The following is a 23,393-nucleotide window of genomic DNA, read 5'->3' as shown; positions in this document are numbered from 1 at the left end:
TGATATTGGCTGAAACTGACGGACCATCGGGCAGGGGAAACGCGGGTTATCTAGGTAGATTGCCCGCGAAGTCCCTGGTAGGTGGGATGTTGTGGGGGGATTGCGGTGGTGGGTGGGTCAGATGGTGCGCTGGATGGCGGCGCGGATGATGTCGCCCGTGGTGACGATCTGGTCCTGGAGTACGGCCTTTTCGAGCAGGGCGTCGGCGGTGGCGGGCCTGGCGGAGGCTGCGGCGAAGAGGGCGAGCCATCCGGGGGTCATGCCCTGGCGCTGGGCCTCCCGCAGTTCGACCTCGGGTCCGTCACCCCACTTCTGCTGCCATGCCCACAGCGCGTCGACGATGGGCGCGCTGGTCCAGTGGCAGGCGCGGACGAGCTGCTCGCCGACTTCGTCGGCCAGTTCGACGGCGAGCCGTTCGGTGAGGGTGGTCTCGTCCTCCTCGGACGAACGGCCGTAGTGGCGGGGGCCGGCACCTACCCTGCGTCCGGCTGCTCCGGTGTGCCCGGCCGGGACCGGGTCGAAGGCGCGGTGCATCTTCCGGGCCTTCAGCTCCGCCTGTACTCCCGGGGTGATCACCAGGCCCCAAGTCCCGCGCAGACTCCCCTGCGCCCGCATCCGGTTGTACTCCTCCCGGATCCGCGCCCGCGCCATCGAGGCGGCCCTCCCCCGCAGGAACTCCAGCCCGGCCTGCTCCCGCGCGTCCTCCAGCCACCGCTCCTCGGTCCTCGTGGCCACCTTCAGCACCTGCTTCAGCCTCTTCTTGTCCTGTGGCTCCACGGCGACAACAAACTGTTTCATGCCCCCGATGGTAGCCATATCGGCACTCATGATCTGGGCTTTCACGGGTAATCCTCCTAGATTGGCCGATCGGGTGTGCGGTTTGCCAGCATGCTGGCTGTACTGGCTAGCTGGCATTTCTGCTCTTTGGCTTGCTGGCTTTCTGGCTTGCTGGCTGGAGGTTCAGGGCAGACCGCGCCCCCGTTCCTTCTCAGGAGCCAGACTGACGGAGGCTCACCACCCCCCGCACGAGACCCCGGAGGAGATCCACATGCCCAACCCGTCCGCCCGACTGCTCGCCCGCGCCGACCACCCCCGCCAGCGCGTCGCTCTGGACCTGCTCGCCATCCTGGTGGACAACCCGGAGACCGGGGCCGCCCTGACGTGGACCATCAGCCCGGACGGGGACCTGCACGGCGAGGCCGCCGGGCCCGCGCCGTACGAGGAGCGCGCCGCGCTGATCGTCCGGTGGGCCGACGTCCTCTCCGTCCGCCTGGCGGCCAACGGGGAGACCGGCCTGCACGGCACCCGCACGTACCGCCCCGGCGGACCCCACAGCGCCCGCATCACCATCACCCTCGCGGCCACCCGATGACCCCTGCCCCGTCCCACCGAAGGAGACGGGCTCGGCCGGTGTGGGCCCGTCCGTGGCGAGACGGACCCCGGCGCCCGCCTCCAGCCTGTTTGCCGAGGGCATCCAACTCACATCAGCAATACAACTCAACTCACACATGACGAGAGTTGAAGTTCATGAAGCGAGTTGTAATGCACTGTGAGCTGCAAAGATTCGCCGTGTGGCGTTCTGACGGATGATGAGTATTCCTGGGGTAAGTGGGCCTTGATGGCTGTCGTGGCCTTGAGCGGGCTTTGATGGGTGATCGGGATGCGGGCCCGGCTCGGGCTGCTGGAGGGGGCAAGGGGGAACGGACAAGGGATCGTCACAGTGCCCCACTGTGACGATCCCTTGTCTCCCTCATGGCCGTTCGATGGTCTGCTCTTGCTCCTGGTGGTCCGTGCCGCCACCCGTCCCGAGCTGCCGACGTCCCCCGGACTGTGCTCGCCGCACCTCCTGCTGCTGCTCTGCCACCCACATGCCGTCCGCGGCGCGTTCAGCGGCGGTGCGTGTACGGGGGTCACGAACCGGATCCGGGATGTTCTGGCCTTCGCCGAGAGGTCGTCGAGTCACGACGGCAGCTTCCCACGCGGCCTTCGGGACGGTGGGGTGGGTGCCCTTCAACCCCGCACCGGCCTGCGAGCAGTGAGGGGGTGACGGGGGAGGTCCCGCCGGCCCAGACCGCACCCGAGGCCAGCACACCGCCATGGAGAGAGCGCCGTAGGGAAGTGGTAGGGCCCCTCTCTCTGGGACGGTGGCCCCCCGGAGGGGCTTTGGCCTCGGGCCCCGGACGGTCCGCGGCCGGACGCTCGGCCACCGCGATACGTGGGCGAGCGTGGAGCGAGAGTGCCGGGCTCGGCCACATCGCGGCAGCAGCTGCTCCCCCTCAGCCAGGGCCGGGCGGTGCGGTCGCCTCGCGCGCCTGCGGTACTGACGGCGGGGGTACGGTCCGCGCCTCGGACGGCCCGCAACGGCGGTGAACCGGCCTCCACCCGGGCACCCCTCCCCCGCTGCTTGCTGCTTTTGACCACCCCGGAGCACCCGCAGTCGCCTGTGCTCGTGGCCACGGAGGCTTACGGACATTGGGCGCCCCCTGGACGACGGTCAGGCGATTTCTGGGCTGTTCCCCCTGCTGACCTGGAGTGATACGGCTCGCACGTGTGCGAGTTATGCGAGAGGTGCGACGGGTGCGAGAGGTGCGTGGAGGGCGAGGTGTCGCACGGCTCGCACGGGTGAGAGGTCTAGGCTCCGGGTCACGGACAGCGGCGCCCGGGAGGGCGGGAGAGAGGTGCGCGATGGCGGGTGCGCGGTGGGACGTCGGCGACGACGAGGACGAGCGGGAGGGAGCGTCCGTCGGCACCGCGGACGGCGGGGCGTCGGTCACGGTGGTCGGCCTGCCGAAGGGCGGGGTGGGCAAGACGCGCCTGGCGATGATGTCGGCGCTGTACCTCGCGGTCCGGGAGAAGCGGAAGGTGCACGTCGTCGACGGGGACTCCACCAGCCAGACCGCGTACGCGTGGCAGCAGCACGCGCTGAAGGCGGGGAGGGACTGGCCGATCACGGTCAGCCGGTGCCCGCTGATCGAGATCGACGAGCACATCGACGACCTCCGTGCGGACAACGACGAGATCATCGCGGACGTCGGCGGCGGCAACAACGCGGTGTTCGAGGCGGCGCTGACGCGGGCTCACCGGCTGCTGGCCCCGGTCGGCGCCGATCCGAGCGAGACGGAGAAGCTGCCCGCGGCGTGGAAGATCGCCAAGCTCGCGGCGGCGGACAACACGGTCGGTGGCTTCGAGGGGTACGTCGTCCTGTCCCGGACCGACCACCAGACCTCGCTCCCGAGGGAGGCGAGGGAGGAGCTGACGAAGGGCGGCATCAACCCGGAGACGGGGAAGGCCCGTCGGGTCTACCCGGTGTGCGACACCGAGCTGGTGAAGCGGGTCGCGTACCAGCGGGCGTACAAGCACGTGCCGCGAGACTTCCTCGACGTCCCCGCGCTGCTGCGGGAGGTCGGGATGGTCAGCTCGCGGCGGAAGGGGAAGTGATGGTCAACCCCACGAACTTCGACGGCCTGGACGACGAGGACGAGCTGCCGGTCGAGGTGACGGCCGACGTGGTCGCCCGGGACCGGCGGGCGAAGAAGGCCGCGGCCACCACCCGCCGCTCCTGGTACACCACGGCGGAGGCCGCCGACGCGCTCGCCGCGATGGTCGACGACATCCACCACGCCACCCGCGTCCCCAAGCACCAGGTCGTGGCCGCGCTCTTCGAGGCCGCCGTCGCCCAGGGCCCGCGCGTTCAGGCCCGCCTCGCCAAGACCAGGTCGCACGGCTCGCACTCCTCGCACCAGTGATACGTCTCGCACCCTTGCGACGGGTATCACCCCAGGTCAGATAGCCCGGCCCACTGGCCAGTGGGGTGACACGAAGGTGATACGGACGTGACATGAACCCGCCCGCCCCTGGTCTGCCGGGGCGGGCGGTGGTGGTCGTCGTCGGCCTGGTGCTCGCCCTCGACTCCGGAACGGCGGAGAGCCGGACGGCCGGCCACAGATGGGCGGTCGGCGCTGGGATCAGCGACACGGTCCGCGCCACATCGCGGCAGCTGCTGCTCCCCGCCCGCGACGACCGGGCGGTGCGTTCGCCTCACGCGCCGGTATCCGTGACGGCGGGGGTACGGTCCGGGCCCCGTGACCGTGCGGCGGACGGCGGCCGGGCCCCCGCAGGGCACCCCTACCCCTCCCCGCGAGCCCTGGGCTACGTGCACAACGGCGATGCCCGCGGTCGGCGTCCGGCTGGCCATGTAAACCCCGGCGGGATGCCGCCCCACTTGGCCGGGTCGCACATGGCAACGGCCCGTACCGTCGACGGGTACGGGCCGTGTGTGCTGACCTGAGGGTTCAGCCGATGATGTGGACCGTGGTGATGGTGAGCACGGGGCGGCTGACGTAGTACACCGCGATGTAGGAGCCGACGGTGGCCGAGCGGCGGTCCGGCTCGCGCGGGCTGTTGGCCGGGCCGGTGCCGGGGCCGTAGGGGTCGGCGGCCACCTTCTTCATCCCGGCCTCGAAGGCGGAGCGGGCGGCCGAGGGCATCGCCCGGAGTGCCGCGCGGGCGGCGTCGGCGTACTCGATCCGGTACTGGTGGGTCACGCGACGTCCTCCGAGGGGTGGAAGCCGCGGTGGTCCCCGGCCTCCAGGCGCTCGAAATCCTGGTTGATCTGGGTCCACGCGGCGTCGGGGAGCGCCCAGAGTGCGAGGACACGGTGCAGGTCCTGGGCCGGGGTGGCGGAGACGACCTCGTCGAACTCGGCCCGGCGGTCGGGGTCGAGCTGGGCCCGGATGCCCGCGATCGTGGCGGGGACTTCGACGGGCTCGCCGTCGACGAACGCGGTCCAACTCGGTGAGCTGCTGGCCTCCACGGGGGCCTCCCTTCCCTCTCCCACCCACGGTACGCCCGCCCCGGAGGCCGGGGTGCGGCCCTCGCACGAACGAGGGCCCGTACCCCCCGTTCGGGGAGCACGGGCCTTGGTCGGCGCGCTGGTCAGGAGTAGGTGACTGGCCATCGGGCGGACGGCCCGCGGGTGAGCGCGCTGTGGATCTCGACCCGGTCGGCGGGGATGACGTAGGCGGAGCACTCGGCGGGGCGTCCGTCGAGTGCGGACGTCCCCACCCGCAGGATCCGCATCACTGGCATGAGCGGCGAGATGCCGAGCAGGTCGGCTTCCTCGCGAGACGGCATCGAGGCCCGAGCGGTCTCCTCCCAGGAGAGCGGGCCGTGCTCGGTGTCCTCGATGCGGGCCAGGTACCCGCCCTGGCCGGTCACGGCCTCGGCGGCTTTCGGCGCGACGGCCACGATGTGCGGCGGGATCCACGTGTCGATCACATCCCAGGGGTCTTCGCCCTGTGGCGACATCACCCTCCTGCGCCGTACGACGGGCGTTCCCGGTTCGAGGCCGAATACCTCTGCGATGTCCGCAGGTACGGGCTCCTCGGAGGTGTGGGGCTGGCCGTGCGGAACCCAGGGTTCGCCCTGGGCTGCGGCGGCGGGGAACCGGTAGATCTTCCCGTCGTGGCTGATCTGGGAGGCCCGGGTCAGCCTCCGCCGGCCGGACCGTTCGCGTACCACGATCCCCGACTTCGAACGGGTCTTTACCAGGCCCTGGGACTCCAGAATCCGCAGTGCCGCGCGGACCGTCGCGTCACTGACGCCGAGGTCGGTGACCAGCGTCCGCACCGAGGGGAAACGACTGCCCGGTGGGTACTCCCCCGCGTCGATGCGCTCGCGCAGCCGCGCGGCGGTCTCCTCATAGAGGGTCGAGGACATCTCGGCTTCTCCTTCATCGCATCTGTGTGTACGCAGTCGCGTCCTCCTGAACGGTATCGCCCCTCCCCGTGACCTGCATCTGTGTAGGCACAGTTGACTTTCACGGCACCCAGGGTGCACGATCTGTGTAGCCACAGATCCGGCATCGGAAACGGTGCGGACAGGGTCTGTTCTGCCCTTTTCCACCCAATACCGATGCTTGAGGGGGGATAGCCATGCCTGCACGTTTACCGCAGCACACCGAACGGCCGGGCACCGACGAGCTGGTCGTCCGCTACCGGCTCGCCAGCCGCGCACTCCGCGGCCTAGACCCGGACGCCGTGGGTCCGTGCCAGACCACCGACCCCGAGGTCTTCTTCCCGGACGACAGCTCCGGCCTGAACGTCGCGCCCTTCAAGGCCGAGCGTCGGGCGATGGATCTGTGCACCGGCTGCACGCTCGTTCTGGCCTGTCTGGTCCGGGAGATGCGCGAGACCCCGACCGTCTTCCAGATCAGGGGAGTCCGCGCCGGTCTGCGCCAGTCCGAGCGCCGCGCCCTGTACTTGGCTCTCCAGAAGGACGGCCTGCTGTGAGTGCCATGACCCCGTGGTGGTCCACGGACAAGCCCACCAGCCTCGTTCCCGAACCTCGCCGAGACGAGCAGGAGCCCGCCGAGCAGGAGGGTGATTGGCTCGACCGGCTTTGGGCCCACGACGACTTGGCCCCCGCGCCGCCCGCCGCCGACGAGCCCGACACGGAGCCCGAGGCCGAGACGGAGGCCGAGACGGAGGAGCAGGACCAGCCGTCCCCGGGCGGCTGGTTCATCCCCCAGCCCGGGTACTGGCCCACCCCCACAGTCGACGTCCCGAAGCCCTCGCTCAGCGACGGCACCAAGCGGTTCCTCTACAACGTCGGCGCTGCCGGAGCGGGATGGGCCTTCGGTCTTGTCCCGACCATCGGCGGCTGGATCGCCGACTGCGGCCGGGACTACTCGATCAGCGCCGCCCTGGTCCTCGGCGGCGGCATCTGCTTCGGCATCGCCGCCTTCTGGGACCGCCGAACGCGCCACTGGCGCGTCGGACTCGACTGGGTCGCCCGCATCCCCCTCGCCTCCGCCCTCACCGCCCTCGCCCTCTACGCCCCCGCCTCCACCCTCTGACCAGGAGAGAAGGACCGATGTACGAGCACGCCCAGTACGTCCAGATGGCCGCCGAAACCTTCTCCGTCGGGGGCAGGCTCCTTGGCTCCGTCGGCGCCGGCGCCATCGCCACTGCCCTCACCGTCGCCCTCTACTCCGGAATCAAGGAGCCCAAGGCCGCCGAGGGGAAGAAGGCGGGCAAGCAGCGCCGCAGGATCAACAGTACCGAGGCGTCGGCCATGGGCCTGGTCGCCGGAACCTTCTACATCACCGCCGGGTCCATCTGGACCGTCGGCAAGGAGATCAGCAACGGGTTCGCCTCGATCTTTACCGGCGGAGCCTTCGGGCACGCGGGCCTCGGCGGCGTCGCCCTGATCCTCTCCGCGTTCCTCTACTACCGCGCCCCGCGCCCCGGATGGGCCGCCTTCCTCGGTGTGCTCATGGCGGGCATCTTCTCCGCCGCGGGCGGCATCTGGGGCCTGCCGGAGTTCCTGCTGCTCCTCCTGGCAGGGAAGCTGAACCTGCTGTGAGCGCCGAGCACCTGCCCCCCGCCACACCCCAGGACGACCAGATGGAACGCCCGCACCTCGAAGTCGTCGCCGAGCCGGGCCGAGCCACCGCACTCCTCGCTGAACTGCGGCTCTACCTTCCTACCCGCGCCCAGCTTCGCACCCCCTTCGCCGGGGTAGGGGCGGGCACCCGAGTCCTCGTCGGACAAGGCATCGGCTGGGTCCGCCAGGACGGATGGATCTGGGAGGGCGTCACCCGGGCCGGAGGAGTCTGCGTCGGCGCGTACTACGGACTCCCCGCCATCTGGACTGCCATCAGCGGCATCACCGGCCCCTACACCCCGTTCGTCCCGACCATCGCAGCCGTCTGCGGCTGCGTCGTCGCCAAGCGGTACGCCCCTGCTACCGGCAATCCCCAGCAAAAGGCCGAAGCCCCGAAGATCGCTAAGACCGACCCGATGGTCGAGGACGAGTGCCAGGACGACGACGAGCCCGAGCAGGCCGGGGGACACGCCCCCGAGGAGATCGCCGTCGAGGACGTCGTTCGCCTCGTCCGCGAGGTCGCAGCCCGCAACCAGCACAGCGGAGCGCATCTTGACGACCTCCTCTCCGAACCCCTCTTCGAAGGCTGGGAGAAGGCCGATCTCAAGGCCCAGCTGACGGACCGTTGGAGCATCCACGTCGAGAACTTCAAGTTGTTCTTCGACGGGCGCCAGCGCAACCGTGACGGAGTCCGTCTGCGGCACCTCCCCGAGACCCCCGCCGGCCCGGTCGGGGAGGGGTCCGCCCGGGGCCTCTCCCTGGTGCCTCCTCAGCCCCCCGCCGGGGCCCCGTCTAGCACCCCGTCCGGCGCCCCCGCCAGCGCTGGCTCCGGGCCCTCCGCCGGGGCCGCCGACAACCCCTCCCCGACCCCCCGCCGGGCCCCCTCCCAGGGGCACGGGTAGCCGGGTAGTTCCCGCAGGTCAGAGCGCCTACTACCTACTTCCTACCTACCGCCTACCTACCCCCTACCGCACCACCCGATCCCGATAGAGGAGACCCCATGTCCAAGATCCCGATCCGCTGGAAGAACCCCGGCAACCCGCAGGCGATGGCCAGGGAGGTCGAGGTGCGCTACCTCCCCTGACACCCGGTCCGGGCGAGAGGGTTGGACGACATCCACCCCCCTGACCCGGAGGAGCACAGCGAGTGTCGTACAGCTACCGGTGCGAGCAGTGCCGCACCACCTGGCCCGCGGCCTCCCGCCGTGAGGCCGAGGCCGAACGGCAGAAGCACCGCGATCGCGTCCATGCCGGAGGCGTCCCGGACGGCGACAGCATCCAGCGGCCGACCCGGCCGCCGTTGCCCCCGCAGCCGCCGTTCCTGGCGACACCCTTCCGAAGGGCGGTCAGCGTGACCGTGGTCTTCGGGACCCTCGCCATCGTCACCTGGTTCCGCTTCCTGGCATGAACCAGAACAAATACGGCCGGATCGCCCTTCCTACCGCCAAGCAGACAGGGTGATCCGGCCTCCATCCCGCGAACACGAGACGGAGGCCCATCATGGCATTCCGCAAAACCATCTCCCAGGACGAGCTGCGCAAGCGGCTCCCGGCCGACGAGCAGGAGACCGGCCCGACCTACCAGTCCTCCCGGGGCGGTTGGTTCCCCGAGCCGGTCAAGCCCATCCCGGGCACCCCGCAGCAGCCGGAGGGTGGTCGGCGATGAAGCACTGCGGACGGCCCATGCAGCAGGACGGCGACAAGCTCATCTGCACCAAGTGCGGCGGCTGGACCCAGCGGTACTCGGGGGAGGCGCGGTGACTCTCCTCCGCCACCTCCTGGTGCTCGCGCACCAGTGGCAGTGCTGCGTGTGCGGCGACTGGTTCGAGTCCGACACCTCGTCCCAGTACTGCGCGGGGTGCCGCTGATGACCGCCGACAAGCCCCCGCTCCCGCTGAGGCCGGAGCCCCACCAGCGCGACGGGCGTACCCCTTCCTCGCCCCCGGATTCCCCCCGCCCGCATCCTCCGACGCCCCACTAGGAGGGCCCATGAGCACCTGGGCCTGGACCTACGACGTCGACCACGACGGCGCCCAACGGTCCCTCGCCGGCACCGTCGACGCCCCCGCCGACGCCGCGCCCGAACGGATCCTCCTCGCCCTCCTCTCCGACATCGAGGAGGGCCTGAACCTCCCCGTCGGCCTCATCGGCACCGGCCGTTTCGAGGTTACGAAGCTCGACTGAACACCCCGCCCCGGACCCCGCGCTCGACGTGGGGAAGCGCGATGCTGTCGGATCGACTCCGACCCGGGGCACTCACCGACCCCCCCGACCCACTCAGGAGGACCCTGTGACCACCATGGTGGTGGAGCCCCGTACCCCCGCTTCGCCTACTCCGCCCCCGCCTTCGCCGACTCCGGCCGGACCTTCGCTGACCCCGGCTCCGGCTTCGCGGACCTCCGCCGCGACGAGGCGCCTGATGATCCCGCTCGCCGTCGTCGCGGTCCTGTCCGGACTCGCTGCCGCCGCCACCGGGTTCGCGCTCTCGTACGGGGCGCTGCGCGACGCCGCCATCAAATGGGGCTTCACCGGCTGGCAGTCCTATGCCTTCCCGATCGGCGTCGACGGCCTGATCGTCGCCCTCTACACCGCCGACCTCGTCCTGGCCTGGCGGCAGATGGCCCGCCCCTGGATCCGGATGACCGCCCACGCCCTCACCGGCGTCACCATCGCGCTCAACGTTTCCGCCGCCGCCGACGGCATGCCCGGCACGCCCACCCTCTCTGAGGCATTCGGACAGGACTTCGGCCGCCTCTTGGGGCACGCCATGATGCCGATCGCCTACGTCATCCTCACCGAGGTCGCCCGCTGGGCCATCGCCCGTACCGCGCGGCTGGAGGCTGGCCTCGGTGTCGACCAGGCACTCACCCTCGCCGAGTGGGCCCTCAACTTCCGTGTGACCTGGCGCATCTACCAGCACGCCAAGAGCTACCCGGCCACCTACCCCGACGCGCGGGTCTTCGTCCGGGACCTGGCCGTGTACCGCGTCTGGCAGAAGGAACGCGCCCGGTACGCCACTGGCACCCCGGCCGCCCGCGCCGCCGTCCTGGACCGTATGCCCGCCCTCCTGGCCCCGTACGGCGTCAGCGTCGAGCGGGCCCGAGCCATCCCCGCCGAGATGCTGGAGCAGGAGGAGGCCCAGGAGGAGGCTCGCCGGCGGGCCGTGCAGCAGCGCGACGAGGAGCAGCAGCAGCGGCAGCGCGACGAGGAACGGGCCGCGCAGCAGCGGGAGCGCGACCGCCGGCAGCAGGAGGACGCCGAGCGGCGCGAGCGGGAGCGCCAGGAGCGCGAGGACGCCCACCAGGCCCGCATGGACGCCCTGGAGAAGGAAGCCGAGCAGACCCGCCAGCAGGGCGAGCTGGCCGAGCTGCGGGCCACCGTCGACGGCCAGTCCCGCGCCGCCGTGCACCGTGCCGAGGCCACCGTCGCCACGGCGGAGATCCAAGCCACCACCGCCACTACCGCCGCCCAGCGCGCCGCCGAGGAGACAGCCCGCCGGGCCGCCGAAGAGGACGCCGCCGGGGAGTCCGCGAAGGTCGCCGAAGCCAGGGCGAAGGAGAAGGCCGCGCGCGCGAAGATCGCCGAGGAGTCCGCGAAGGAGGCCGCCGCATGGCGGAAGACGGAGGAGGACAACCAGGCCGCCGCCAAAGCGAAGGCGAACACCGAGGTGGAGAACGCGAAGGCGGCCGAAGCGAAGGCGAAGGTCGCCGAAGCCGACCGGCTCGCCGCCGAAGCCGACCGCCGGGCGGCCGAAGTCCGCGATGAGACCGCGCAGATCCTCCGGCGCGCGAAGGAGGCCGAGGACATCTCCGGGCTCGGCCAGCGCCAGCGCCGCGTCCGCGTCGCGGCCCGGCTGTTCCTCGACTCGGTCACCTCCGACCGGACCGGACTGACCCCGGACCAGATCATCGACCTCATCCGGACGACGTCCACCGTCACCAACGCCGACGTCGCCGCCGCCATCGGCATCTCCAGCGAGGGCACCGCCTCCGAGTACGCGAAGGAGGCCAAGGGCCTCATCGTCCGCGGCTACGACCACCGCACCGCCTACGACCCCGACCTCACCGACGAGTAGCAGACACCCGAACTCGCACACGACGGAGGCCGGGACGAAGGAAGCGTCCCGGCCTCTGCCGTGTTCTGGCCCAGGCGTAACAGATCCGGGCCGCTTACGTACAGACCAGTGTGACGCACAGACGGGCCGATAACGGCCCCAACAGGAAACTGCCCCGCGCCGTCGCGATGAGACCCCGGCCCACGCCGCTCACCTGCGAGAAGGGGCGCTCGTGGAACTCGTGAGACCGTCCTACGCACGCGCGCGGGGTGTAACGGATCACGGGGTCACTCCGTCCATATAGGGACGGGGGAGGGTGACATGCGACGCGGACCCGCGGTGTCGGAGACCGGCACTACGATGATCACAGGCGCGGGGGTGCCTAGGAGAGCTGCTGTGCCCGTACCCCGCCAGTCCGTCGACCTCCGCCCGACGCCCGACTCGCCGGGCCTCTGGATCCGGACCGAACCGCCGCGCGCGGTCTTCGCCTGCGCCTGCGGCTACATCCTCGATGTCACCGGCCGGGACGACGTCCTCGACCTGGTGGAGAACCTGGTCCCTGAGCACCGACGCAGCATCAGTTCGGTGACACCTTCGCGGAACTGTGGCGGCACACTCGCCGTTGATCGAGAAATACGGCATGATCGCCAGCACAACAAAATAAAGCGGGGCGACCCGGGATGTGAGAGTTCCGGAATCGCCCCACGTGAGTCCCTAACCACTGTTCGCTTGCCGGCGGAACTGTAAGGACCCAACGCTTTGACCAGCGTACCCGGGACACGCCGTCCCGCAACACCGATCACAACTGAACAAAGTAGGAAAAACCCGGCCAGTGAGCCGGGTAAAAGTGCTTCCCCCGTCCAGCCGCCCGCCGCCGACCGCGACCAGAACGCGGCCGACCGCAGCCGCCTGGAAGGCAACCGAGCCCACCGCTCGAACGCTCAGCGCCGCCGCGAGGCCCGCGCCGCCCGCCACGAGACCCAGGTCCTCGGCAAGGTCGCGTCCGCCACCTACGCCAGCGCCGCGTTCTGGACTTCCCAGGCCCTCATCTCCGCAGGACTGCTGACGCCCCGTCGTACCGACGACGACCAGCCCGGCCCTGCCGAGATCCGCGCAGCCCGCGCCCAGCGCGCCGAGACTGCCGCAGAGTTCAGGGCCGCGGTGGCGGCGTCCCGCCTCAGCGAGGGCGCCGCCCAGGAACTCGCCGAGTCCATGAGGCGCTTCCGCGACCCGAAGGGCGCCCAGGAAGCTCTACGTGCCCCCCAGAAGGCCAACGGCGCCCCCGGGGCGACCCCGTGCCCTTGCGGCTGCGGAGGCCGCCAGACGGCCCGCACCACCCCCCCCGGCCACCACGAAACAGCAAGTGCGGCACCCGTCCCGGGCCATGACGGTGGGTCGCCTGGGAAAGCAGAGAACAGCGTTGCCGCTTCGACGGCAGAAACCCCCTGTGACCTGCGTGAACACCCGCACCAGAACGATCACGAGAACTGGCCCGAAAAGCCCGATTTGGGTGAGAAGTACGAGCAGCGCAACAACAAGCTTCAGAAGCGGATGCGGCTCCTCGACGAGGCGCGCGCCATCACCACCCTGTTCTCGCTGAAGCGGTGCGGCGTGGATGCGGTCTCGGGGGCGGTGGCCGTCACTCAGAAGGCCGACGGCGCCGGGGGATTCGCCGGACTCTTCCGCTGTGGGTCGGTTTGGTCGTGCCCGGAGTGCATGCCGGTGATCCGTGCGGACCGCGCGAACCTCATGGAGATGTACGCGCTGGCCTGGGGAATGGAGCACGACGCCGAACTCTGCACCGGGGACCCGGCGGACAAGGGCAAGACCCACAAAGGCCACGGCATGGCGATGGCCACCCTCACGTCCCGCCACGGCCCGTACGCCGTCCTCGAAGACCGCCAGGTCCTCGACCGCGACGGCAAGCCGGTCAAGGACGAGAACGGAAACCCCCAGGTCAGGCGGGGGCAGCTTCAGCGCACTGCCGACGGGTGGCGGCGGATGCTTCAGAGCCGGTGGTGGCGCAAGCTCCGTAAGGAGTACGGCATCGTCGGGGTCACCAGGGCCCTTGAGGTCACCCATTCGAGGGCCAACGCCTGGCACACGCACATTCACGCGGTCGTGTGGTTCGAGGAGCCCGTCACCGACGACATCGCCAAGGAGATCGAGACCGAGCTGTACGTCCGCTGGCAGGCCGAGTGCAAGCACCAGGGCCTCGGGCGCCCGACCCGCAAGCACGGGGTCAAGGTCGATCCCGCCCGGCGGGGAGCCGAAGGGGCCGCTGACCTCGCCCGATACCTCGTCAAGGTCCAGGACCGGGACGACGAGAAGCCCCCGGGGGACGGTCCCGTCGACCGTGTCTCGCGCAGTGCCCGACCCAGTGCCGACCAGGCCCGACGGCTCAAGGGCGCCCGTGTCGCCCGGGACCGGGCCCGTGCCAAGGGTGACGCACGCGGCCAGGCCGACGCCGACTCCCTGATCGCCGACATTCGGGAGGAGATCGGCCAGGCCACCCGCGCCCGCGCGCTCGGCAACGAGCTGCTGCGCGGTGACAACAAGACCGGCCGCAAGGACGGCCGGACAGCTATGGAACTCCTGCGCTTGGCCCTCGGCGGCGATGAGGAATCCCTCGGCCTCTGGCGCGAGTACGAACGTGCCACCAAGGGCTCCCGGATGCTCACGTGGGCCGGTGACGTGCGTGAACGCCTCGAACGTCTCACCGGCCGCGAGGAACGCGACGCCCAGGACGTCCTCGCCGAAGAGGACCAGAAGCAGGTCAAGGCCGTCCTAGTGCAGGTCGTCCCCGACCCCTGGAAGACCAGGGTCGCCGCCCACCCCGGCCGCCGCGGGCAGGTCCGCGTCGCGGTCAAGGTCGCCTCCGACCACGCCATCGAGACCGGTACCGACATGGAGGACGCCGCCCGCGCTGCCGTCCGCGAACTCCTCGAATCCTGGGGCCTGATCTGGGGCACAGACATGTACGGCCCCGGCGAGAGCCTCGACACCACCACAGGCGAACTCACCGACGGCGAACGCGTCGTTCCCCCCCAGCGCACCCCCCGCCCCCGCACGCGGTGGGAGACGCCCGAGGAGCTGGAGGGCAACGCCAACGCTCTCGGCGTCACCCCGCGCGACTACGCACGCCCCGCCCAGGCTGCCCGCCGCGCCGCTGGCCGACCCGTCGCCCGCGAACTCACCACCACCGCTGCCGACTCCGCGACCACCGACTCGACCAAGACCCTCTGCATCGTCTGCGACACCCCCGTCAACCCCGGCCTCCCCGAACCCCTCCACCTCCTCTGCGACCCCTTCACCACCTCCTGATCCCACCCCGCAACCGCAACACCTGTGCCTTCTACGCCGTTTCACACACTGACCATTCCCCCAGCGCCAGGAGCACACCGATGGCCCCGAAGACCCGCAAGCCGCCCGGCCAGAACATCAAGATCACAAAAGAGGCGTGGTACGCCAAAGTCGTCGGTGACCCTGACCAAGGGCCCAAGCCCGCCGAGTTCCGGGGCAGGGACGCGGCGATCCTCACCGCCCTGGAGACCGGCGGCCACGACGCAGTCCGCGCGCTGGTCGAGTCCTGGGGTCTGGTGTGGAAGGTCGGTTCCCGCGGCGGCATCACGGTCGACGTCCCCCACCCCGCCACCGACACCAGCTGACCCGCCGCCCGGATAGGACGTGCCGCACGGCAAAACGTCACAGACAGATCGAGTGACGAAAGTGCAGTCTCCTGAAAGGGGGAAACACGGGTTATCTAGGTAGATTCCCCGCAAAGGCGCAGGTAGATGGACCGCAAGAGTCACGTCTCTTCGGTACCTACATGCTTAGCCCCCGAGACTGCTGAGGCTGGTCCGGTACTGCTGCGGGGGCGGCCTGCTGCTGGGCGGTCTGCTGCGCCTGCTGGCGGTTCTCACGGCCGGAGGCTTCCCGGCTGTGCAGGGCTGGGTACTTCTCCGCGATGGTGACGCGCAGGGCCTTCTCCGCGCGGGCGTTGGTGGCCTGGGCGCGGAACATGGCGGCGGACCTGCGGCACTCCCCTGCTCTTGCGGCTGTCCGGCCCACGTTGTCGTGGTCCCGCTTGTCCATGTTGTGGCCGCGCCGTTCGGTGCTGGTCCGCATCTCACCGAGGCGCTCGGCCACTTTCTCGATGTGGTCGGGTACCTGCTGCCGTACCACGCCGAACGCCTCCGCGAACCCGCTCTGCCGCACCAGGTCCCATGCTTCCCCCTGTGCGGTCCGGGCGTCCTGCTCGGCGTCGCGCTTCAGGGTCAGCTGCTCGTCCCGCTCCTGTGACAGACGGTTGGTCAGCTTGCGGTGCTCCTTCAGCGAGGTCCTGGCCAGCCGCAGAGCGAGGCGGCTCTTGCCCTCGTGCTCCGCCATTTTGGCCAGGATCCGGGTGCGGCTCTCCGCGCCCTCCGCGGCGGCGGTGGCGGCCGTGAGGTACTGCCGTGCGGTGGCGATCTGCTTCTCCGCCTGGTCGAGCACGTCACCGGCCTCGGCCGCGTACGTCTGGCCCCGCGTCGGCTGTCCGGTGGCCCGTTCGAGGTCGAGGCGCGCGGCCAGTTCGCGGGCCTCGGTCTCCGCCGCGACGGCGGCCTGGGCCGCGTCGACGGCGCCCCGGTCGCCCTCGGCGATCCTCCAGTTCAGCGACTCCATGGAGAGATCGCCGTAGGGCCGCTGCGTCCACGAAGGGACCGCCCGCTCGTCGGCCCCGGCCCGGATCTGGGCGAGCAGCTTCCTCGCCTTCGCCTCCGCACGCGCCGTCTCCTCCTCGCGCTGGGCCTCGTCGTGCGACTGCCGAGCAGACAGCGACACCGACTTCGCCCGCGCTGCCCGCGCCATCCTGGCCCGGTCGAGCCGCCGTTCGGACTCGGCGCGTGCCTCCTCGGCGGCGAGGTCGCGCTGAACCGGCAGCGGAGCGGGTACCGGCGGTTCGAGCAGCAGGTCGGAGACCATGCTGTCCGGCCGGGACTGCCCGAGGAACCGCGCAAACGCGTCCACGGCCCGTTCCAGCCGCTCCCGCTCGCTGCGGGCTGCCCCGAGGCGTGCCTGTGTCTGTTCGTCCTCGATGACCGCGAGCGGGAGCCAGAGGTGGTTCTCCCGCCGGGCCCGGGTGATCCCGGGGTACGTCGCGAACGCGTTCGCCCCGTGCCCGTACAACAGGCTGGTGTTGCACGTCAGCCCCTGCGAGGCGGCGATCGTCATGGCGTAACCGAGGGACAGGGCACCGCCGCTGACCTTCTCCGCGGTCACCCAGCCCGACTCGCTGCGGTGTCCGCCCGGCCCCTTGGCGTCCTTCACCTGCCACGTGATCTCGACCCGGTGCGCCTCGTCCACCCCGGTCACCACGGCCCGGTACCCGTTGAGCATGTCGGGCCCCTGCCCGCGCCGGGACCGGTAGTCGTTCTCCCGGACCCGCACGATGTCGCCCACCGCCAGGGTCAGGCTGTCGCCCCCGGGCAGCGCGTACGTGTGCTCGGCGCCCAGCTCCCCGGCCAGACGACGGATCTGCTGCGCCCCCAGGTTCAGTGCGTCCACATCCGCGTTCCGGGCGGCGAGCACCACCAGGTGCTGGATCAGGTCCTGGGGGTCCGGCCACCTCTCCAGCCGCAGCTCGTCCCACGCCATGAGGATCTGGGACCGGGCCTCGTCGGCCGTCTCGGCGGCGTGCACCCGCCCGCCGTCCGCCAGCATCCGCAGGGCCAGTTCGTGGTCACCGGTGCGCCACACGTCCAGCGCCGCGCGTTCGGCGGCGTCCTCCTGGCGGCGGTTCTCGGTGAGGGTCAGCCCGTGGACCAGGCGGTGGACCTCGCGGAACCACCCGCCGGCTCCGATCGCCTGCAACTGCTGCGGATCGCCGATCGCCACGACCTTCGTCCCGGTGCGCGCCGCCTCGGCCATCAGCACCGCGGCGGCCCGGTCGTCCACCATCGTCGCCTCGTCCACCACCAGGACGTCGACGCCCCGCAACCCCTCCCCCGTCTCGATCTCCGTGATCCAGGACGCCACCGTCCGGGCCGGGATGCCGGACGCGTCCCGCAGCTGCTGCGCGGCCACCGCGGCGATCGTCGCCCCCGCGTACGTGGTCCCGGTGGCGTCCCACCCGATCCGGCACGCCTCCATCAGCGTCGACTTGCCCGCCCCGGCCACGCCCACGATCGCGTCGATCCCGTGCCCGGCGGTCAGGACCCGGGTCACCGCCGCCCGCTGCTCCGCCGACAGCTCGAACCCCGCCGCCACCCCGAACACGTCGACGGCGGCGGCGGCCTGGTCGGCCGTGAGTCGGGCGGTGCTGCTGTCGTACCGGTCCAGCGCCGCCGTACGGACGCTCTCCTCGGCGTCGAGGATGTCCTGGGTCGTGTACCGGGCGGTGGAGGACATCACGGTCGACCCGAAGTCCGGTACCCGTACCGCATACCCGGCCAGATCGAGGACGTCGTCCGCGACCGCGTCCAGACGGCCGGGCGTCCCGTCGAGCCCGAACTCCAGCGCGTTGCCGACCGCCGCCAGCAGCTGCGCCCGGGAGAACAATTTCTCCGACGACGTCAGCCCCGTCTTCGGATCGAACACCGCGGCGGCCACGGCCGCGATGTCCGGCGGCGGCACCCGCGGACCGCCCCCGGGTCCCTCGACCCCCACGCCCCCGTCCGGGCCGGGCGGCCCGGGTGCGGCGGCGGCCACCATCGCGTCGACGTCGACGCCGGCGTTCTCGGCCCGCTGCCGCCAGCTCCCGCGCATCTCCGCCGCGTCGGCCCCGTGCTTGGCCCGCAGGGTCTCGGCGGCGGCCCGGTCGCGCTCCTGGCGGCCGGACTCGTCCCCGGCCAGCTCCACGATCCGCCCGTGCCGCCGCGAGAACAGGTCGCGCACCCGCTCGGGGATCCCCTCGACCTCCCACGCCCCGGTCCGCTCCGACCTCTCCCGCCGTACCCCGTACCGCTCGTGAGCCAACGCCCGCACCCGGCCCTTGAAGTACGCGTCCGCCGCAGCTGCGTGCCGGTACAGGTCCTGCCCGGAGTTGCCGACCGACCGCCACTCGCCGTCCTCGCACAAAGCCACGTTGGCGATCGTCACGTGGATGTGGAGGTGAGGGTCCCCGGGCAGTCCGTCGCCCATGGGCCGGGCCGACTGGTGCTCCACCGACCACGCCAGCAGCCCGCCGGCCGCGAGCCGGACCGGCTGCCCGTCCTCCGAACCCACCCCGTACCCGACCCACCGCTCCACCTCACGCAGGGTGTCCCGCTTCGCCTCGTGCACCAGGTCCCGGAACTCCCGCTCGCCCAGCTCCGGCATGAGGCCCTGGAGGACGCTGTCGCTCTTGGGCAGGTCCAGCACCAGGTCCCAGCCCCGTACCCGGTCATCGACCCGCCGGTCCTTGTGCTCCCATGCCTCCGCCAGCTCGGCCACGCCGTACACGTCGGCCAGGTCGAGCCCGGCCGCCCGCGCGAGCTTGTGGAGGGTGGTCACCTGCATCCGGTGCCGCTCGCCCTGACGGTGCACCATCCGCCGCTGGGTCTCCAGCAGAGCCTGCTGCTTCGGCTTCCCCTCCAGCAACCCGACCGCCGTCACGCCCTTCTCCTCGGCCGCCGCCTCGATCGCCTCGATCAAGCGGGCGGTCGTCAGCTTCGCCTTCTCGTGCGCGCGGACCGACGTCCGGGACCGGATCAGACGCGCCCCCGTCTGCGGGTGGCACCCCGCCATCAGCCGCCGCGCCGCAGCCTTCCCCTCCTCGTCCAGCGAGGCGCCCTCGGTCAGCCCGACCGCCGCCAGACCGCTCCCCATCCACACCAGCGCCGAGTCGCTCTCCTCCCGCAGCCGGTACTCCAGCGCCGGATCGGCGGCCTCCTCCACCACGTCCTCGGCGACGACGACCGTGCACCCGGCCTGCCTCTTCAGCCGGTACTCGACCTGCTCGTCCTCCCGGATCGCCGTCACCCACGCCACCGTTGCCCCCGTGTCCCTGTGTCCCCGTGTTGCGCGTTGTGTCCCTGTTTGTGCTCTTGTGTCTTTCCCGGCGTACCGGGGTTCCCCACAGGGGAACCCCCTTCGTGCTTCCCTTGTCTTTGATCTTGATCCTCAGCCAGGGATGCAGATTGCAGACCGGTCTCTCGACGGTAGGTGCTGATCCCCGGCTCACCAAAAAGGGACCGTCACGCCTGGATGGTGTGACGGTCCCTGGGTCTGGCTCCTACGGGGTGGCGGTCTGCTGCTCCTTCAGTCGGCTGCGCAGTTCGGTCAGCTCGCGCTGGTGCGCCTGGTGCTCGGCCTCGCGCCTCGCCTGCTCGGCGCCGAGCTGCTGGCGGAGGTCGCCCACACGGGCGTTCGCTCCGGCCAGGGTCTCGGCGGCCGTCGCCACGGTGTCCGCCAGCTCCTTGCGGTGCGCCTCCCGCTCGGCGGAGAGCTGCCCGCCCCGCGCGGTGACCTGCGCGCCGAGATCGTCTGCCCGGGTGGTCAGGTCACTGATCTGAGCGCGGGCCGTGGCCAGGTCGTCGGCGGCTGCCCGCACCGTTCCCTCCAGCTCCGTGTTCGTCGAGGCCAGCTGACCCACCTGGGTCGTCAGCGCGGCGACCTCACCCTCCAGACGCCCCGCCCGGCCGGTGAGGTCCCGGTGCTCCTCCCCCAGTACGCGGTGCGCCCCGGCGAGCTGCTCGTGCTGCCCGGCGAGTGTCTGGTGCTTCCCGGTCAGCTCGCTGTACCGGTCGCGCAGTTCCTGGTGGCGCGTCTCCAACTCGGCCAGGGCGCTGCGGTCGGCGGTGGCATGGACATCAGCGTCGGCCGCCTCGCGCAGTGCGGCGGCGGCCTCGGCGTACGTGGCATCACGGTCGGCCAGACCTGCCGCGAGAGTGAACAGGGCCCACTGGAAACCGCCGTGGGCGGCGGCGGCCTGGCTGTCGGCGAGGCTGCGGGCCGCGTCGGCGTCACGGACACGGTCGTCGGCGGCACGCTCGACCCCGGCGATGTGGTCGGTGACGGCATCGGCATCGGCCGCCGCCTGCTCGCCCTCCTGGAGCGCGGTGAGCGCGGCGAGGGCACGGGGCAGCAACTCCGCCAGCACGGCCTGCTCCCGGGCACGGCGGGCCAGGACACGCACAACGGGCTCGGCCGGGACGCCGTCCTGCTCGGCGGCCTCGGCCGCCTCCTCCCGCTCCCGCTGCTCGGCCTTCTCGGCGCGGTAGGCGCGCTGCCTGTCGCCGGGGTTGTTGTGCTCCCGGCAGAACGCCGGCGGCGGGCCGGACTTCCCCGGGCGCCGCTGCTCGGGCTCGTTCGTGCAGTCGGGGAACCGGCAGTCGGCCGTGTTTCCCTCCGCCATCTTCCGGCTCAGCCAGTCGGTGGGCTGCTGTTCGACGGTCATCGGCCCCGCGCTCTCTTCTGGGATCAAGGTGGTCTTGCGTGGCGAGGCGGACCCCGGCGCCCGCCTCCAGCCTGTTTGCTGAGGGTATCCAACTCACATCAATAATGCAATTCAACTCACACATGACGAGAGTTGAAGTTCATGAAGCGAGTTGTAATGCACTGTGAGCTGCAAAGATTCGCTGTGTGGCGTTCTGACGGATGATGAGTATTCCTGGGGTAAGTGGGCCTTGATGGCTGTCGTGGCCTTGAATGGGCTTTGGCGGGTGATCGGAATGCGGGGCCCGTGGCCAAGGCTGCCGGAGGGCAGGGCGAACGGAAAAGGGATCGTCACAGCGGCGCGCTGTGACGATCCCTTCCGGGGCCGTGCTGCTACCGGGCTGTCAGTCCCGGTACCGCCCGGGGTTGTTGAGGACGGACGCGAGGGAGTCGTAACCGGCGTCGCCCGTCCCGTCGAACTCGTCCAGCCACGCGAGCCCGGCGTTGTCGAGCCGGTCCATCGCCCGGGTCACCGCGACGTACGCCAGCATCGCCTCGTCCCGGCGGATCTTCCCCGGCACCCCGTCCCGCTCGGCCGGCTGCGGGAAGTCGTGCGCGATCTGCACCGAAGACCACTCCCTTCCCTTGGCCTTGTGCGCCGTGCTCAGCACGATGTCCGCGTACTCCTCGGAGACCAGCCGGTTCATCGCCTTCACCACCTCGTCCGCGCCCTGGTCGTCGATCAGCCGGACGAACACCTTCAGGTCGCTCCCGCCCGCCTCGTTGTAGGCGTAGTCCTGGAGCTGCGCCCAGTTCGAGAACGCGATCAGCTCCGGGTGGCTCGTGGGCTTCCCGGCCTGGAGGTCCAGCGCGGCCTCGGCGAGGGCCTTGATCTGGGACCCGCCGCCCGCCAGTGCGGGGCGCTTGTCCTTCTCCAGCGCCTGCATCGCCCTCGCCACCGCCATGGCGTTGGTCCGGCACAGCACCGCCCGTGGTGCCGACAGCGGCCCGACCACCGAGGGCTTGCCCGGGTTCCCCTTCAGCCGCAGCCGCGCGCCGATCTGGACGAGCCAGCGGTTCGCCTCCTCGGCGACGGCCGGGCCGAACCGCCACGACTGCTGAAGCATCAGCCGCTTCTTCGCGGGCCAGTTCTTCATCGCGTCGACCGCGCCCCGCCATCCGTAGATGGCCTGGGCGCTGTCGCCGACCGCGATCCGCTGCGCCTGCTGCGCCTGGACGAGATGGGCGATGACCGGGTTCGCGTCCTGGGCCTCGTCGAGCATCAGGTGGTCCACGCCCAGGTCCGGCCTGCCCAGTGCCCACATCTTGAGGTAGTAGTCGTGGGTGAACCGGTGCTCGGAGTCCGGGGTCCGGGTCTCGGACCACAGTCGCTGCGCGTACGGCAGGAGGTGGGCCCGGAGCTGGTACATCGCCCCGTCCGGGACTCCCTCGACCGTCGGCACGTGGTCCACCTCGACCTCGTCGGCGGCCGAGTGCGCGAACGTGTCGACGGCGTCGGCGGCGATCCGGGCGAGCTGGTCGGGAGCGAGCACCAGGTCCTCGGTCACCCGCAGCGGTTCGGTCAGCCGCAGCAACTGCGCCGTCCGCCGGGCCGGTACCCGGATCTTCGTCCGCCCCTGGTAGTCCCGCCCGATCGCGTGCCACGCCAGCGAGTGCGCCGTACGGCAGTCCGTCCCGGCCGGGAACTTCCGCTTCGCGTCCTGCGCGATGGCCCGGTTGTACGCGAGGTAGAGCCCACGGCCGCGCATCGCCGACGCTGCCATCTGGAGTGTTGTCGTCTTGCCGGTCCCCGCTCCGGCCTCCACCACCAGGTCCTCACCGCTCACACACGCGTCGATGACGGCCTGCTGCTCCCGGGTCGGCCGTAGGGCGCCCGGCCGTGTCCGCCGCCCGGCCGCCGCCCGCGTCACCGTGCTCCCGGTCCTGCCCGGCGGATCCACCGGCGCCTGTTCCGGTACTTCCGTCACCGGCTCGGGTGTGACGGTCGTGGGCTGCTTGGGCTTCCTCGGCTCCGGCTTCACCGTCTTGCCGAGCCGTACCGCCGTCAGATCCACGTGGCGGCCGGCCACATGCGCGCCCATCGCCGCCCACATCGCGTCCAGCGCCGTCCGTGCGGCGCGGGCGTGCCGGATCACCTCCCGCAGCTCCGCCTCCTGGTCCATCCCCAGCAGCCGCAGGGACTCCCCCGCCGCCAGCGGATCCAGCTCCTCCACGGCGGCCCGTGCGGCGGCCCGCAGCTCCTCGACTCCTCCGCGCTCCCGGGCCCGCTTCGCCCGCATCCGGCACCCCGACCCGCAGAACGCCCGTGGCCGCCCCCCCTTCCTCGACTCCAGCCGCTTCCCGCACCCGGGCGCCCCACACACCTTCGCCAGCGATCCCTCGCTCAAGCCCGACCCTCCGCACCTCTCCCGGCGACCACCGTGATCACCAACCAGTCCAAACGTCACGCACGCCGAGTGTGACGAAACAGGGGGACGCTCGCAATCAGAATGCACAAAGTGTCTGATATTGGCTGAAACTGACGGACCATCGGGCAGGGGAAACGCGGGTTATCTAGGTAGATTGCCCGCGAAGTCCCTGGTAGGTGGGATGTTGTGG

General features: G+C 71.1%; 20 protein-coding genes. 13 read left to right on the top strand and 7 right to left on the bottom strand.

Going from position 1 to position 23,393, the window contains the following annotated elements:
• Nucleotides 1-117: 117 nt before the first annotated feature.
• Nucleotides 118-798 (bottom strand): hypothetical protein, encoded by a 681-nt coding sequence (locus ABZX40_RS40560; protein WP_355750725.1) that lies wholly within the window; start codon nt 796-798, stop codon nt 118-120.
• A gap of 250 nt (nt 799-1,048) precedes the next feature.
• Between ABZX40_RS40560 and ABZX40_RS40555 the strand changes: the two genes are divergently transcribed.
• The 3 genes from ABZX40_RS40555 to ABZX40_RS40545 all read left to right on the top strand — a co-directional run bounded on the left by ABZX40_RS40555 (nt 1,049) and on the right by ABZX40_RS40545 (nt 3,746).
• Entirely contained in the window at nt 1,049-1,372 is a 324-nt protein-coding gene (locus ABZX40_RS40555) for a hypothetical protein (protein ID WP_355750722.1), read from the top strand.
• Nucleotides 1,373-2,685: 1,313 nt separating this feature from the next.
• Nucleotides 2,686-3,438, top strand: a complete 753-nt coding sequence (locus tag ABZX40_RS40550) for a ParA family protein (RefSeq protein ID WP_355750720.1) — start codon at nt 2,686-2,688, stop codon at nt 3,436-3,438.
• Nucleotides 3,438-3,746 (top strand): hypothetical protein, encoded by a 309-nt coding sequence (locus ABZX40_RS40545; protein ID WP_355750717.1) that lies wholly within the window; start codon nt 3,438-3,440, stop codon nt 3,744-3,746. The genes ABZX40_RS40550 and ABZX40_RS40545 overlap by 1 nt, the downstream gene beginning before the upstream one ends.
• A 546-nt stretch (nt 3,747-4,292) precedes the next feature.
• Here ABZX40_RS40545 and ABZX40_RS40540 read toward each other — a convergent pair.
• The 3 genes from ABZX40_RS40540 to ABZX40_RS40530 form a co-directional block, all read right to left on the bottom strand.
• Entirely contained in the window at nt 4,293-4,544 is a 252-nt protein-coding gene (locus tag ABZX40_RS40540) for a hypothetical protein (protein WP_355750715.1), read from the bottom strand.
• Nucleotides 4,541-4,813, bottom strand: coding sequence for a hypothetical protein (locus ABZX40_RS40535; RefSeq protein WP_355750713.1), 273 nt, complete (start codon nt 4,811-4,813; stop codon nt 4,541-4,543). Before ABZX40_RS40535 ends, ABZX40_RS40540 begins: the two co-directional genes overlap by 4 nt.
• A gap of 122 nt (nt 4,814-4,935) precedes the next feature.
• Nucleotides 4,936-5,718, bottom strand: coding sequence for a GntR family transcriptional regulator (locus tag ABZX40_RS40530; protein WP_355750710.1), 783 nt, complete (start codon nt 5,716-5,718; stop codon nt 4,936-4,938).
• A 215-nt stretch (nt 5,719-5,933) separates the two neighbouring features.
• Here ABZX40_RS40530 and ABZX40_RS40525 point away from each other — a divergent pair, with 215 nt between their 5' ends.
• The 10 genes from ABZX40_RS40525 to ABZX40_RS40480 all read left to right on the top strand — a co-directional run bounded on the left by ABZX40_RS40525 (nt 5,934) and on the right by ABZX40_RS40480 (nt 15,106).
• Complete coding sequence (locus ABZX40_RS40525; RefSeq protein ID WP_355750707.1) at nt 5,934-6,290, top strand: WhiB family transcriptional regulator; 357 nt, start codon at nt 5,934-5,936, stop codon at nt 6,288-6,290.
• The gene (locus tag ABZX40_RS40520) at nt 6,287-6,856 is read left to right on the top strand and encodes a hypothetical protein (RefSeq protein ID WP_355750704.1); all 570 of its coding nucleotides are present in this window, start codon (nt 6,287-6,289) and stop codon (nt 6,854-6,856) included. Before ABZX40_RS40525 ends, ABZX40_RS40520 begins: the two co-directional genes overlap by 4 nt.
• Nucleotides 6,857-6,873: 17 nt before the next feature.
• Nucleotides 6,874-7,365: a hypothetical protein gene (locus ABZX40_RS40515; RefSeq protein ID WP_355750701.1), complete on the top strand. Its 492-nt coding sequence runs from the start codon at nt 6,874-6,876 to the stop codon at nt 7,363-7,365.
• Nucleotides 7,362-8,288: a hypothetical protein gene (locus tag ABZX40_RS40510; protein ID WP_355750698.1), complete on the top strand. Its 927-nt coding sequence runs from the start codon at nt 7,362-7,364 to the stop codon at nt 8,286-8,288. Before ABZX40_RS40515 ends, ABZX40_RS40510 begins: the two co-directional genes overlap by 4 nt.
• A 244-nt stretch (nt 8,289-8,532) precedes the next feature.
• Nucleotides 8,533-8,793: a hypothetical protein gene (locus tag ABZX40_RS40505; RefSeq protein ID WP_355750696.1), complete on the top strand. Its 261-nt coding sequence runs from the start codon at nt 8,533-8,535 to the stop codon at nt 8,791-8,793.
• A 92-nt stretch (nt 8,794-8,885) separates the two neighbouring features.
• Nucleotides 8,886-9,050 (top strand): hypothetical protein, encoded by a 165-nt coding sequence (locus tag ABZX40_RS40500; RefSeq protein ID WP_355750694.1) that lies wholly within the window; start codon nt 8,886-8,888, stop codon nt 9,048-9,050.
• Between the two features lie 323 nt (nt 9,051-9,373).
• The gene (locus ABZX40_RS40495) at nt 9,374-9,568 is read left to right on the top strand and encodes a hypothetical protein (RefSeq protein ID WP_355750691.1); all 195 of its coding nucleotides are present in this window, start codon (nt 9,374-9,376) and stop codon (nt 9,566-9,568) included.
• Between the two features lie 235 nt (nt 9,569-9,803).
• A complete protein-coding gene (locus ABZX40_RS40490; RefSeq protein WP_355750688.1) occupies nt 9,804-11,459 on the top strand; it encodes a DUF2637 domain-containing protein in 1,656 nt (551 codons plus the stop codon).
• A 738-nt stretch (nt 11,460-12,197) separates the two neighbouring features.
• On the top strand, nt 12,198-14,762 hold the full coding sequence (locus tag ABZX40_RS40485; protein WP_355750737.1) for a hypothetical protein: 2,565 nt from the start codon (nt 12,198-12,200) through the stop codon (nt 14,760-14,762).
• A gap of 80 nt (nt 14,763-14,842) precedes the next feature.
• Nucleotides 14,843-15,106, top strand: a complete 264-nt coding sequence (locus ABZX40_RS40480; protein WP_355750735.1) for a hypothetical protein — start codon at nt 14,843-14,845, stop codon at nt 15,104-15,106.
• Nucleotides 15,107-15,263: 157 nt separating this feature from the next.
• Here the strand turns inward: ABZX40_RS40480 and mobF are convergent, their stop codons facing one another.
• The 3 genes from mobF to ABZX40_RS40465 all read right to left on the bottom strand — a co-directional run bounded on the left by mobF (nt 15,264) and on the right by ABZX40_RS40465 (nt 23,074).
• A complete protein-coding gene (gene mobF / locus ABZX40_RS40475) occupies nt 15,264-19,379 on the bottom strand; it encodes a MobF family relaxase (protein WP_355750733.1) in 4,116 nt (1,371 codons plus the stop codon).
• Nucleotides 19,380-19,632: 253 nt separating this feature from the next.
• Complete coding sequence (locus ABZX40_RS40470; protein WP_355750730.1) at nt 19,633-20,796, bottom strand: hypothetical protein; 1,164 nt, start codon at nt 20,794-20,796, stop codon at nt 19,633-19,635.
• Nucleotides 20,797-21,178: 382 nt separating this feature from the next.
• The gene (locus ABZX40_RS40465) at nt 21,179-23,074 is read right to left on the bottom strand and encodes a UvrD-helicase domain-containing protein (RefSeq protein ID WP_355750728.1); all 1,896 of its coding nucleotides are present in this window, start codon (nt 23,072-23,074) and stop codon (nt 21,179-21,181) included.
• Nucleotides 23,075-23,393: the final 319 nt, after the last annotated feature.

It is taken from the genome of Streptomyces sp. NPDC004610, assembly GCF_040609715.1.
Lineage (GTDB): Bacteria > Actinomycetota > Actinomycetes > Streptomycetales > Streptomycetaceae > Streptomyces.
This window is presented reverse-complemented; position numbering and strand designations above follow the sequence as displayed.

Coding starts and splice junctions, on each gene's coding strand:
- ABZX40_RS40560 (WP_355750725.1), bottom strand. CDS start 798: ATGAAACAGTTTGTTGTCGCCGTGGAGCCACAGGACAAGAAGAGGCTG.
- ABZX40_RS40555 (WP_355750722.1), top strand. CDS start 1,049: ATGCCCAACCCGTCCGCCCGACTGCTCGCCCGCGCCGACCACCCCCGC.
- ABZX40_RS40550 (WP_355750720.1), top strand. CDS start 2,686: ATGGCGGGTGCGCGGTGGGACGTCGGCGACGACGAGGACGAGCGGGAG.
- ABZX40_RS40545 (WP_355750717.1), top strand. CDS start 3,438: ATGGTCAACCCCACGAACTTCGACGGCCTGGACGACGAGGACGAGCTG.
- ABZX40_RS40530 (WP_355750710.1), bottom strand. CDS start 5,718: ATGTCCTCGACCCTCTATGAGGAGACCGCCGCGCGGCTGCGCGAGCGC.
- ABZX40_RS40525 (WP_355750707.1), top strand. CDS start 5,934: ATGCCTGCACGTTTACCGCAGCACACCGAACGGCCGGGCACCGACGAG.
- ABZX40_RS40515 (WP_355750701.1), top strand. CDS start 6,874: ATGTACGAGCACGCCCAGTACGTCCAGATGGCCGCCGAAACCTTCTCC.
- ABZX40_RS40500 (WP_355750694.1), top strand. CDS start 8,886: ATGGCATTCCGCAAAACCATCTCCCAGGACGAGCTGCGCAAGCGGCTC.
- ABZX40_RS40495 (WP_355750691.1), top strand. CDS start 9,374: ATGAGCACCTGGGCCTGGACCTACGACGTCGACCACGACGGCGCCCAA.
- ABZX40_RS40490 (WP_355750688.1), top strand. CDS start 9,804: ATGATCCCGCTCGCCGTCGTCGCGGTCCTGTCCGGACTCGCTGCCGCC.
- ABZX40_RS40480 (WP_355750735.1), top strand. CDS start 14,843: ATGGCCCCGAAGACCCGCAAGCCGCCCGGCCAGAACATCAAGATCACA.
- ABZX40_RS40470 (WP_355750730.1), bottom strand. CDS start 20,796: ATGACCGTCGAACAGCAGCCCACCGACTGGCTGAGCCGGAAGATGGCG.
- ABZX40_RS40465 (WP_355750728.1), bottom strand. CDS start 23,074: ATGCGGGCGAAGCGGGCCCGGGAGCGCGGAGGAGTCGAGGAGCTGCGG.